Origin of the sequence: Streptosporangium sp. NPDC000095 (genome assembly GCF_042899335.1) — a bacterium.
GTDB lineage: Bacteria > Actinomycetota > Actinomycetes > Streptosporangiales > Streptosporangiaceae > Streptosporangium.
In genome coordinates this window covers 137,318-149,127 of record NZ_JBIAZS010000009.1, presented here as the reverse complement: position 1 = coordinate 149,127, position 11,810 = coordinate 137,318, and the positions used below count along the sequence as shown (strand labels likewise).

Sequence of the window (11,810 nt, the reverse complement as noted above, 5' to 3'; positions counted from 1 at the left end):
TCAGGGGGGGCGGTCAGGAGCGTAAGGCGCTCCGAGCCCGGGGGCAGGATCGGCAGGGCAGGCGTCAGGGCTGCGGGATCGGGGGGCGCAGGGCGGAGACGGCCTCGGCCCAGTCGACGGGGTCGGGGTCCTGTTCGGCGCGAACCAGCAGATGAACGTCTTGGGGGACGTTCGCCGTGTCTGCGGCGACGACCAGCGCGCCCTCGGGGACCGGGCCCGAGGTGGCCTCCACCCCGAGCTTGGCCAGTCGCTGGGCCAGCGCCGAGGCCCGGTTCCCTCCGGTGACGACGAGGGGACGCCCCCGCAGTGTCGCGAGGCCGAGCGCCACGTGGGCGGCGGCGTCGCCACCCGAGCCGTGGTGCACCGCCACCGGCTCTGAGCCAGGCCCGGCCTGCTCGAACATGGACGGCGGCACGGGCATGGCCACGGTCACCACGCGGCAGGTGGCGCCGTCGCGCACATCGGCGTAGCCGGGGATGTCGGCGGGCAGCACCAGCAGGTCAGGATGGGCGCCGGAGACCAGCCCCGGCAGCTCGCCCGCCACGTCCGCGCTGAACCGGCTCACCACCCTGCTGTCCGAGCCGCGCTCGCGGGCCGTGGTGGCCAGTGTCTCCAACTCGTGAAGGGTCTCGGCCAGCTCGGCCAGCTCCGAGGAGAGGCCGCTGCCGACCTCCAGGCGTCCCGAGGGGTAGGGACGCAGGTGGCCCAGGACCACCTCGGATGGGGTCGACGGGGACGTCGAGAGTGCCAGGGCGGTGGCCAGGCCGACGAGCGGGGCCTGCTCGGCGGGGGGATCGGGTACGACCACCAGCACCCGGTGGGCGGCGGTCACCCCCAGGGCGGCGCGCTCGGCGTCGGCGATGTCGCGGGCCACCCGCCTGTCGGGGTAGAGCCTGCGCACCAGCGGACCGGTCATCGCGGTCGTGACGAGGGCCATGACCACCATCAGCGAGTACAGCTCGTCGTCGAGCACGCCCTTCTGCAGGCCGACGGTGAGGATGACGATCTCGGTGAGTCCTCGCGTGTTGAGCAGGGCCGCGAGCGTCCAGGACTGCCGTCCGGGCAGTCGCTGCGTCCGGGCCGCGGCGTAGGAGCCGAGCAGCTTGCCGCCGATCGCGACGGCCAGGATCGCGGCGAGCGTGCCGAGACTGGACAGGTCGAGCTCGCGCAGGTTGACGTTGAGCCCCGCCACCACGAAGAACATCGGCAACAGCAGCAGCACGGCGAGCTGCTCCAGCCGTTCCAGGATCTCGTGGTTGAGCCGCTCGGCTCCCTCGCGGGGCATCACCGCGCCGAACACGAACGCCCCGAAGATGAAGTGGACGTGCATCCACTCGGTGGCCCAGGCCGACCCGATCAGGCCGATGAGCACCAGCGAGAGCAGTCCGGGCGTGAGCCGCCCGGCCTTCTCGTACGCGGGCACCAGGCGGGCCAGCAGGGGCTTGACCACCAGGAACATCACCAGTGCGTACGGCAGGGCGAGCAGGACCTTCCACTGCCCTTCGGCCTCTCCCGCCCCGGCGATGCCCACGACCACCGCCAGAGCGGTCCAGGCGAGCACGTCGATGACGGCCGCGGAGGCGAGGGCGAGGCCGCCGAGCGTGATGCGCTGCATTCCCCGGTCGGTGAGGATCCTGGCCAGCACGGGGAACGCGGTGGCGGACATCGCCGCCCCCATGAACAGCACGAACGGCAGCGTCCTGTCGCGGCCCACGTGCTCGCCCGCGATGCTGAGCGCGAGCACGCACCCCAGGACGAAGGGCACCACGGTCGAGCCGAGCGCCACGGTCACCGCGATCCGGCCCTTGCCCCTGACCAGCTTCTGGTCCAGCTCCAGGCCGACGACGAACATGAACAGCACGAGGCCGACGTTGGCCAGCGCCTGCAGCGGGGGCCGCATCTCCGGCCCGAACAGCTGGTCACCGATGAGGGGGCCCAGCAGCGTGGGGCCCAGCAGGATGCCCGCCACGATCTCGCCGATGACCGGGGGTTGGCCGAGCTTTCTGGCCAGTGCTCCGAACAGCCGGGCCGCCGCCAGGACGATGACGAGGTCGAGCAGGAGCAGATCCATGTGCAGCACTTGCGAGCACGCTTTCCGTATGCAAAGAAAAGCCCCGAGAATGTCGAGGGCGACGTTACCGTGTGGGGGATGTCGCCGCGAACGTCGCGCGGGTATGGAGGGAGACCGTTGGTGGAAGGCATCGCCGATTACGAGTTCGTCCGGTCACTGGGGGCGGGCAACCACGGCGAGTTCTACTTGGCGAAGAGGCCGGAACGGTTGCCCGTCGAGGCGGACCTGGTCGCGGTGAAGGTGGTGGGCGGCACCGGGAGCGACGCGTTCCGCCGCGCCACGAGGGAGTTGAAGGCGTTCGCCGCGGTGCGTTCCCCGTACCTTGTGCGGCTCTACGACGCCGGCCAGCAGGGCGGGGTGTTCTACTACTCGATGGAATACCTGCCGGGTGGCTCGCTGGCGCGTCCCGCGGAGCGTCCCTCGCGTGAGCGGGTGCTGCGCGCGGTCGCCTGCGTGTCCCACGCGGCGCAGGCGCTGCACGAGGAGGGCATCGTTCACCGCGACATCCGTCCCGGCAACGTGCTGCTCACCGAGGACGGTGGCAAGCTCTCCGACCTCGGCCTGTCGCAGGTGCTGATGCCTGGTGCGACGGTGACCGGGATGGGGGACATCGGCTCGGTGGAGTTCACCGACCCCACGCTGCTGCAGGGGGAGACCCCCACCCCCGGGGGCGATGTGTGGTCGCTGGGCGCGACACTGCACTGGGCGGTGAGTGGCAACGGTCTTTACGGGGAGCTGCCCACCCACGACCCGCTGCTCACCCTGCGCAAGGTGTACAGCACGACGCCGTCGATCCACCCGAGCCTGGAACCGGAGCTGTCGGACCTGGTCCAGGCGTGCCTTGGCGACGCGGCCAAGCGGCCCACCGCCAGGGGAGTGGCCGACCGGCTCTACGCCCTGCTGGCCTGAGAGTCCCGCGGCCTTGGGAGGTCCGCGCCGGTCCGGGACGCTCCGCGGGTGCCGGCCCTGAGGGTTCCGGGCCGGTGGCTGTCCGGCCGCCCGGCGCGTTCTCCGGCGAGCGCGGTGGGCCTCGTCCGAGGATCGGGCGGGACCGTGAGGCCGCGCGGGCCTACCCGCCGGTGGGACGGAGGCGGTCGAGCTCGGCGTCGAGCATCCGTTCCAGGCGCGCGGCGTCGAGTCTGTCGGGATAGAGCAGGTGGTGCGCGCTCAGTCCGTCGACGAGGGCGAGCAGCCGCTCGGTGACGTCGTCGAGGTCGTCGGCGGTGGTGATCTCTCCGTCGGCGGCCGCCGCACCGAGCAGGCTGCGTACCAGGTAGCGCAGTTCCTCGGCCTCGGCGCGCTGCGCCTCCAGCATCGCCGGGCTGGTCAGGCTGCGGCTCCAGAAGCCGATCTCCAGCCCGCTCTCGCGGGCGCGCTCGTCGTCCAGCGGGAGGTTGTCGAGGAGGAGTTCGCGCAGCGCGGCCAGGCCGGTGAGACCGGTCAGCTTGCCGCGCAGGCGTTCCACGATGCGTCGGTGCGAGGAGCGCAGCGCCGACAGCATGATGTCGTCCTTGTCGGTGAAGTAGTGGGTGAGCACGCCGTTGGAGTAACCGGCCTCCCTGGCGATGGCCCGGGTCGTGGCGGCCTCGATGCCCTCGCGCAGGATGACGCGGCGCGCGGCCTCCACGACCTCTTCGCGGCGCTCGCCGTGATTGACGATCTTCGGCACCTCGCTCCTCCCTGAACGGATTCGTTGACATTTTAGTCGGTCGCCCGTCTATTATCCGCTGAAGACATGAGGAGGACTCGATATGACCGTCGTCACCCTCGGCGCGCACATCGTGGACGTGCTCGCCAGACCGGTGGAGTCGATCCCCGCCGGCCAGGACACCCACCTGCTGGAGCAGATCCGTGTCACCGCCGCGGGCGCCGCCGCCGCGACCGCCGTCGACCTGGCCGCGCTCGGTGTCCCGGTGGCCTCGGTGGGGGCGATCGGGGACGACGAGCTCGGCGACCTGCTCGTCATGATGATGGGGCGGCGCGGGGTCGACGTGACCGGGATCGTCCGCAGGCAGGGGGAGCAGACCGCCGCCTCGATCCTGCCGATCCGCCCCGACGGCGGGCGCCCGTCCTTCCACGTTCCCGGCGCGAACCTGGGGCTGTCCACCGCGGACGTCGCCCGTGAGACCGTCCTCGGCGCGCGGGTCGTGCACCTGGGCGGCATGGACGTCACCTGGGGCCTGTACGACCCCGCGTTCTTCGCGCTGCTGGACGAGGCGCGAGCGGCGGGCACGATCGTCACCATGGACCTGCTGTCCAACATGCCGGATCTCATGCAGGGGGTCCGCGTCTTCCTCCCGCATGTCGACTACCTCCTGCCCAACGAGGAGCAGGCACTGCTGATGAGCGGCGCCGGTGAGGCGGGGGATGTGGAGGAGGCCGCGAACGCACTGCTGGCGCAGGGGGCCTCGGCCGTCCTGGTCACGCTCGGCGCGGACGGGAGCCTGATCGCCGACGCGAAGGGCGTCACCCGCGTTCCCGCCCTCGACGTCCCCGTGGTCGACACCACCGGCTGCGGCGACGCCTACTGTGCCGGGTTCGTCGCGGGTCTGGTCGACGGCCGTGACGTGGCCGGTGCCGCGCGGCTCGGCACCGCGCTGGCCGCCCGGGTCGCCGGGGGCCTGGGCTCGGACGCGGGTCTGGACGGTGCGAGGGAGCTACGGGACGAGAAGTGACCCCGCCGTTCACGCACCCCGGCCCCGCGACCGTACGGACGGCGGGGTTCGGCCGCGGAGCCGCCGAACCCATCCAGACATGACCAGAGACGAAAGGACGGAGCATGTCCATCGACGCCAAACTCAGGGAGCGGGCCGCCAAGGTCGTCCCCGGCGGCATGTACGGCCATCTCAACGCGGCCCTGCACGGTCCCGCCTACCCGCAGTTCTTCGTCGGGGGAGAAGGATGCCGCCAACGTGACGCCGACGGACGTGAGTACGTCGATCTCATGTGCTCGTGGGGACCCGTCGTGCTCGGTCACCGTCATCCCGCCGTCGAGGGCGCCGTCGCCGCACAGCTCGCCGCGGGCGACTGCCTCAACGGTCCCGGTCCCGTCTACGTGGAGCTCGCCGAGCTGCTGGTGGAGACCGTCCCGCAGGCCGACTGGGTGATGTTCTCCAAGAACGGCACCGACGCCACCACCCAGGCACTGATGGTCGCCCGCGCCGCCACCGGCAGGACCAAGGTCCTCATGGCGCACGGCGCCTATCACGGGGCCGACCCGTGGTGCACGCCCAGCCCGGCGGGGACCACCCCCAACGAGCGTGCCGACCTGGTCGAGTTCACCTACAACGACCTCGCCAGTGTCGAGGCCGCCGCGGCCCAGGCGGAGGGCGACGTCGCCGCGATCATCGTGACGCCGTTCAAGCACGACTCGTTCGAGGACCAGGAACTCGTCGCCGCGGAGTTCGCCCGGGGGGTGCGGGCCCTGGCCGACCGGATCGGGGCCGCTCTGGTGATCGACGACGTGCGCGGGGGCTGGCGGATCGACCTGGGCGGTTCCTGGGAACCCCTGGGCGTGCGCCCCGATCTGTACGCCTTCAGCAAGGCCATGGCCAACGGCCACCCGATCGCGGCGGTCACCGGTGTGGACTCCCTGCGCGGGCCCGCCCAGACGCTCTACTCCACCGGCTCCTTCTGGTTCAACGCCGCCCCGATGGCCGCGGCCAAGGCCACGATCGAGACGTTGCGCGCCATCGACGGCATCGCCCTGATGGAGCGCGCGGGCACCCGCCTGCGTGAGGGCCTGGCCGCCCAGGCGGCCTCCCACGGCTTCACGGTCAACCAGACGGGGCCGGTGCAGATCCCGTGGCTCTCCTTCGAGGGCGACGCGACGCTGGACAAGGGCATGTTCTGGGCCGCGGCCTGCCTGGAGGAGGGGGTCTACCTCCACCCGTGGCACAACTGGTTCCTGTCCGCGGCCCACACCGACGCCGACATCGATCGGGCGCTCCAGGGCACCGACGCCGCCTACGCCAAGCTCAGGGCCCGCTTCGGCGCCGACTGAGACCCTGCCGGGGCTTCCTGATGGGCCGGATGTTTGGGATCGCCCGCGACCTCCGGGGCGGTGCACGGCCGGTGCCTGGAGTCGCGGGCGTGACGATCCGGCCCCGATCGACCCGCGGCGGACGATCACCGCGGGTCGATCGGGGCCGGCGCTCGGACGTCGTCCAGGCTAGCGCCGGACGTCGTCTCGCAGGCGAGACCACTGCAGGTCGTCCAGGCGTGTGCCGTCCGGGCCGGGCAGCATCCCACGCAGCAGCGCCTCGCGGGTGAAGCCCGCGCGCTCCAGCACGCGGTGCGAGGCGACGTTGCCGGGAGAGGTGCCCGCGATGATCCTGGCCAGGGGGGTGTGCTCGAAGACCCAGCCGACCAGCAGGTTCACCGCCCTGGTGGCGAAGCCCCTGCCACGGAACTCCGGTCGCAGGCTGTAGCCCGTCATCGCCTGCCCCAGCGGGGGGATCACCCCGGTGAGCTGGATGTCCCCGGCGAACGCGCCCGTCGCGGCGTCCAGGATCGCGACCTCGGCGCCCCTGCCCGCCAGCCAGTTCGCGCCCGCGGTACGGCAGCGCTCCTCGACCTTCTCGAATGTGGAGGGTTCGGAAGGGACGCTGTACCTCATGACGTCGGGAAGGTTCCGCAGCGCCAGGTAGTCGGCGGTGTCGGAGACGGTGAGCCGCCTGAGCCGTACGACCCCGTCGGTGAGGGATCCGCCGGGGAAGTCCGGCAGCAGGGGCGGCACGCGCTCGCCGGAGTCGCCGCGCAGGCGCGCGAAGCCCACCAGGTCGTGCCGGGTGCCGTCACGCTGTTCCTCGGCCCCACGCCGCACGCCCTCGTGGTGGAACCCCGCGGCGAGGGCGACCCGCTGGCTGGCCAGATTCTCCACGTTGGCGAGCAGTTCGACGCGCTCGACCCCGTGGCGGAACCCCCACGCGGTCAGCGCGGCGGTGGCGGCCGTGGCCACCCCGCGGTCCCGCACCCAGGGGGCGACCAGATAGCCGATCTCGATGCCCCCGCGAGGACGGGCCATGAGGCCGATGTTGCCCAGCCACTCGTCCGTCGTCGCGTCCGCGATCGCGAACGGGGCACCTCCTGTCTGCCACTCCTGGTGGCACCGCTCCATGTACTGGAGTGCGTCGTCCCGGGTGTACGGCACGGGGACGAGAGGGAGGAAGCGGACGATCTCCGGGTCGGCGCAGGCCCGGGTGATCGCCTCGGCGTCGGCCGGGGCGAGCGGCCTCAGGACAACAGGGCCGGCCGGAATCACATCATGGGAAAACACCCCATAACAGCTACCAGGTGCCCTCTTATGACGGCGAATCAATTTGCGGACGACCTACGCCCCCTCCGCCCTGCCCGCTCCCTTCTCCGATCTCTCCCGTCTCGCCCTCCCGGCGCCTCGGGGTTGGCACTCGTCCTGCCCGGGGGCCGTGTTCCGGACCGTCCGAGGACACCGCCGCGCGCCGATAACCTTGCGGTCATGGGTTTTCGCAGGCATGGGCCGTTTCAGGCCGGGGATCAGGTTCAGCTCACCGACCCCAAGAACAAGCGTCACACGGTGACGTTGAAGGAAGACGGCGTGTTTCACACGCACAAGGGCGGGATCCCGCACAGTGAGCTGATCGGCCGGCCTGAGGGCTCGGTGGTGCGTTCGTCCGGCGGCACCCAGTATCTGGCCTTCAGGCACCTCCTTCAGGACTACACGCTGTCCATGCCGCGAGGCGCGGCGGTGATCTATCCCAAGGACTCGGCCCAGATCGTGGCCATGGCCGACATCTTCCCCGGTGCCCGGGTGGTGGAGGCGGGTGTCGGTTCCGGCGCGCTCACCTGTTTCCTGCTGCGCGCCATCGGCTCCGAGGGCACCCTCACCTCCTACGAGCGGCGTCAGGACTTCGCCGAGGTCGCCACCAAGAACGTGGAGAAGTTCTACGGCGGTCCGATGAAGCAGTGGCGCCTGGTGGTCGGCGACTTCGTCGAGGCTCTGGACGAGAGCGATGTCGACCGGATCATCCTGGACATGCTCGCCCCGTGGGAATGTGTGGACGCCGCGGCCCGGGCACTCACGCCCGGCGGCGTGATCTGCTGTTATGTCGCGACCACGACCCAGCTCTCACGTACGGTCGAAACTCTGCGGGAGCACGGGAGTTTCACCGAGCCCCATGCGTGGGAGACCCTGGTTCGTGACTGGCATGTCGAGGGACTGGCCGTGCGGCCCGACCACAGGATGGTCGGCCACACCGGGTTTCTGGTCACGGCCCGTCGCATGGCCGACGGGGTGACGCCACCACCTCGACGTAGACGTCCGGCGAAGGGGGCACATGGCGAGGAGTCCGCGACTTCCACGTCTTCCGCCACATGATGACGATTCGGCCACGACGGTCCGTCTGAGCGTGACACGGGAGCAGACCTTCGTGTTCTTATACTTCTAGGACTAAAACCCCCAAAAGGGATTAATCACCACGCACTTAATGTAGTCATATGAACACCGCTCAGCCAGGTAAGGGACAGCCCTTAGATGGGTAGGGTTTTGAGTAGTCGGTCTCGACTGGGAAGGAGGTGACGCCGTGGCAGCTCGCGACGACGCTGAAGCTCGTGCCGCGCAGCGCGAACGGGAGGTCGCCGACCTCACAACACAGGTCTCCTTCCTGCAGGAGGAGATCACCGCGTTGCGTCGGAAGCTGACGGAGTCTCCCCGGCAGGCCAGGATTCTCGAAGAGCGTCTCCATGACGTGCAGGCGAACCTCGCGGCCGTAACCGGCCAGAACGAGCGTCTGGTGGCCACCCTCAAGGAGGCCAGAGACCAGATTGTCGCCCTGAAGGAGGAGGTAGACCGGCTGGCGCAACCGCCATCCGGGTTCGGTGTGTTCCTCGAAGCCAGAGAAGACGGCACGGTGGAGGTCTTCACCGGTGGCCGCAAACTCAGGGTGAACGTGAGCCCCGCGGTGGAGGTCGAGTCGCTGAAGCGTGGCCAGGAGGTCATGCTCAACGAGGCGCTCAACGTCGTCGAGGCCCTCGGCTTCGAGGACCTCGGTGAGATCGTGATGCTCAAGGAGCTCCTTGAGGACGGCCGGCGTGCGCTGGTGATCTCACACGCCGACGAGGAGCGGGTGGTGAAGCTCGCCGAGTCGCTGCTGGACCAGCCGATCCGGGCGGGTGACTCCCTGCTGCTCGAACCACGCTCGGGCTACGTCTACGAGCGCATCCCCAAGTCCGAGGTCGAGGAGCTCGTCCTGGAGGAGGTGCCCGACATCTCCTACGAGGAGATCGGCGGGCTCATGCGGCAGATCGAGCAGATCCGGGACGCCATCGAGCTCCCGTACCTGCACGCCGACCTCTTCCGTGAGCACAAGCTCCGCCCGCCCAAGGGTGTCCTGCTCTACGGGCCGCCCGGCTGCGGTAAGACCCTCATCGCGAAGGCCGTCGCCAACTCCCTGGCCAAGCAGGTCGCGGAGAAGACCGGCCAGTCCGGCAAGAGCTTCTTCCTCAACATCAAGGGTCCCGAGCTTCTCAACAAGTACGTCGGCGAGACCGAGCGGCACATCCGCCTGGTCTTCCAGCGGGCTCGCGAGAAGGCCTCCGAGGGGACCCCGGTGATCGTGTTCTTCGACGAGATGGACTCGATCTTCCGGACCCGAGGCTCGGGCGTCTCCTCCGACGTCGAGAACACCATCGTTCCCCAGCTCCTGTCGGAGATCGACGGTGTCGAGGGTCTGGAGAACGTCATCGTGATCGGCGCCTCCAACCGCGAGGACATGATCGACCCGGCGATCCTGCGGCCCGGCCGCCTGGACGTCAAGATCAAGATCGAGCGGCCGGACGCCGAGGCGGCCAAGGACATCTTCTCCAAGTACCTCATTCCGGAGCTCCCGCTCCACGCCGAGGATCTCTCCGAACACGGCTCCAACCGTCAGGAGACGATCTCCGGCATGATCCAGCGGGTCGTCGAGCGGATGTACACCGAGAGCGAGGAGAACCGCTTCCTCGAGGTGACCTACGCCAACGGCGACAAGGAGGTCCTGTACTTCAAGGACTTCAACTCCGGCGCGATGATCCAGAACATCGTCGACCGGGGCAAGAAGATGGCGATCAAGCAGTTCCTGGAGACCGGCCAGAAGGGCCTGCGGATCCAGCATCTGCTGGCGGCCTGCGTGGACGAGTTCTCCGAGAACGAGGACCTGCCCAACACCACCAACCCCGACGACTGGGCCCGCATCTCCGGCAAGAAGGGCGAGCGGATCGTCTACATCCGCACCCTCGTGACGGGCAAGCAGGGCACGGAGGCCGGACGCTCCATCGACACGGTGGCCAACACCGGTCAGTACCTGTAACCACGTGTGACCGGCGGCGCGGTTCCCCTCGTGGGGCCGCGCCGTCGGCGTCGCCGTGTCTGCCGCGACACACTCGACAGCCTGTGGCTTTTGTTGCGTTTAAACCTTTTTGTCCTCGGGGGGTCGGCTCTCCTTTCACAGCCGCCCCAGAAATGGCCGGAAATAGACAGCCGTCACGGGGAACCCGAATGATCGAGACGCCGTCCAAGTGGCGTGCGTGAACATTCCGGTCCGGCCGCCCGGTGAACGGCACGGGGTCTCGCGAGGCGCTTCGGGGAAGCGGCCGCCTCGCCGAACTCGATCTCCTGCGCTTCCTCGCCGCCATCGCGGTGCTCGCCTTCCACTACTTCATCGCCTTCGCCTCGGTGTGGGGCGACCGCCCTGCCGAACTGTTCCCGGCGATCTCCACCGTCTCCGGGCTCGGCATCCTCGGCGTCGAGCTGTTCTTCATGATCAGCGGGTTCGTGATCCTGATGAGCATCTGGGGGCGGAGCCTGGGGGCGTTCGCCCTCTCCCGGCTGGTGCGGCTCTACCCCGCCTACTGGGTCAGCGTGGCCGTCACCGCCGCGGTGTACGGGCTGACCGCCGCCACGGCCCTGGACCCCAAGCTCAGCCTCGGCGAGTACGGGATCAACCTCACGATGCTCCAGCGGGCCCTCGGCGTCTACGACGCCAACGGCGTCTACTGGTCGCTCTGGGTGGAACTCCGCTTCTACGTACTGATCTCGATCCTGGTGATCTTCGGGGTGACGCTCAACCGCTGCCTGGTCTTCATGGGCGTCTGGCTGCTGGCGGCCGGGTTCTTCGCCGGGAGCGACGAGGCGTGGGTCGAGCTCGTGGTCATGCCCAAGTACGCGGCGTACTTCGTCGGAGGCATGGCGTTCTTCCTGATGACGAGGTTCGGTCCCAGGCTCGTCCTGTGGTGCCTGGCCGGGATCAGCGGCGGCCTGGCCGTGAGCGCGGCGATCGACCGGGTGGCCGGGCGCGTCGAGAAGGTCGGCTACGCCGCGATGCCCGTGCCCGAGTGGGCCGTGGTCGCCACCGTGGTCGGTTTCTACGTGCTCATGGCCATGGTGGCGCTGGGATGGCTGGGATGGCTGCGCTGGCGCGGCCTGGTCGTCCTGGGCGCGCTCACCTACCCGCTCTACCTGTTCCACACCCCGGCCGCGGTCCTGATCGTCCCCGCGCTGCGGGACGTGCTGCCGCCCCCGCTGACCGCCCTGGTCACGGTGCTGGCCGCGACGGCGTTCTCCTATCTGGTGTACCGGGTGGCCGAGCGTCCGCTTCAGGAGTTCGTCAAATCCGTGCGGCGGAGAAGGGCCGCATCCCCGTCCCCGTCACAGCTCCCCGCGCTCTCCTCGATCCCCCTCGCAACGGGCGAAAAGGCTTCGGTGCCATAACTGTCCGACCACCGG

9 protein-coding genes are annotated in these 11,810 nt (G+C 69.7%); 6 read left to right on the top strand and 3 right to left on the bottom strand.

Annotated features, from left to right (window positions below; all coding sequences use genetic code 11):
• Positions 1-64: 64 nt before the first annotated feature.
• Entirely contained in the window at positions 65-2,071 is a 2,007-nt protein-coding gene (locus ACFY3V_RS21160; RefSeq protein ID WP_362897392.1) for a cation:proton antiporter, read from the bottom strand.
• A 120-nt stretch (positions 2,072-2,191) separates the two neighbouring features.
• Here ACFY3V_RS21160 and ACFY3V_RS21155 point away from each other — a divergent pair, with 120 nt between their 5' ends.
• Complete coding sequence (locus tag ACFY3V_RS21155) at positions 2,192-2,980, top strand: serine/threonine-protein kinase (RefSeq protein WP_362897256.1); 789 nt, start codon at positions 2,192-2,194, stop codon at positions 2,978-2,980.
• Positions 2,981-3,140: 160 nt separating this feature from the next.
• Here the strand turns inward: ACFY3V_RS21155 and ACFY3V_RS21150 are convergent, their stop codons facing one another.
• Positions 3,141-3,740, bottom strand: coding sequence for a TetR/AcrR family transcriptional regulator (locus ACFY3V_RS21150; protein WP_362897255.1), 600 nt, complete (start codon positions 3,738-3,740; stop codon positions 3,141-3,143).
• 82 nt (positions 3,741-3,822) lie between these two features.
• On the opposite strand from ACFY3V_RS21150, the gene ACFY3V_RS21145 reads away from it, so the two are divergent.
• Positions 3,823-4,746 (top strand): PfkB family carbohydrate kinase, encoded by a 924-nt coding sequence (locus ACFY3V_RS21145; RefSeq protein ID WP_350947655.1) that lies wholly within the window; start codon positions 3,823-3,825, stop codon positions 4,744-4,746.
• Positions 4,747-4,850: 104 nt separating this feature from the next.
• Positions 4,851-6,074: an aminotransferase class III-fold pyridoxal phosphate-dependent enzyme gene (locus ACFY3V_RS21140; RefSeq protein ID WP_362514341.1), complete on the top strand. Its 1,224-nt coding sequence runs from the start codon at positions 4,851-4,853 to the stop codon at positions 6,072-6,074.
• 168 nt (positions 6,075-6,242) lie between these two features.
• On the opposite strand, the gene ACFY3V_RS21135 is transcribed toward ACFY3V_RS21140, so the two are convergent.
• Entirely contained in the window at positions 6,243-7,349 is a 1,107-nt protein-coding gene (locus ACFY3V_RS21135) for a GNAT family N-acetyltransferase (protein WP_389775509.1), read from the bottom strand.
• A gap of 198 nt (positions 7,350-7,547) precedes the next feature.
• On the opposite strand from ACFY3V_RS21135, the gene ACFY3V_RS21130 reads away from it, so the two are divergent.
• The 3 genes from ACFY3V_RS21130 to ACFY3V_RS21120 all read left to right on the top strand — a co-directional run bounded on the left by ACFY3V_RS21130 (position 7,548) and on the right by ACFY3V_RS21120 (position 11,795).
• On the top strand, positions 7,548-8,426 hold the full coding sequence (locus tag ACFY3V_RS21130) for a tRNA (adenine-N1)-methyltransferase (protein WP_350948291.1): 879 nt from the start codon (positions 7,548-7,550) through the stop codon (positions 8,424-8,426).
• A 205-nt stretch (positions 8,427-8,631) separates the two neighbouring features.
• On the top strand, positions 8,632-10,395 hold the full coding sequence (arc, locus tag ACFY3V_RS21125) for a proteasome ATPase (protein ID WP_362514351.1): 1,764 nt from the start codon (positions 8,632-8,634) through the stop codon (positions 10,393-10,395).
• 242 nt (positions 10,396-10,637) lie between these two features.
• Positions 10,638-11,795, top strand: a complete 1,158-nt coding sequence (locus ACFY3V_RS21120) for an acyltransferase (protein WP_362897252.1) — start codon at positions 10,638-10,640, stop codon at positions 11,793-11,795.
• The last annotated feature ends 15 nt before the right edge of the window (positions 11,796-11,810 follow it).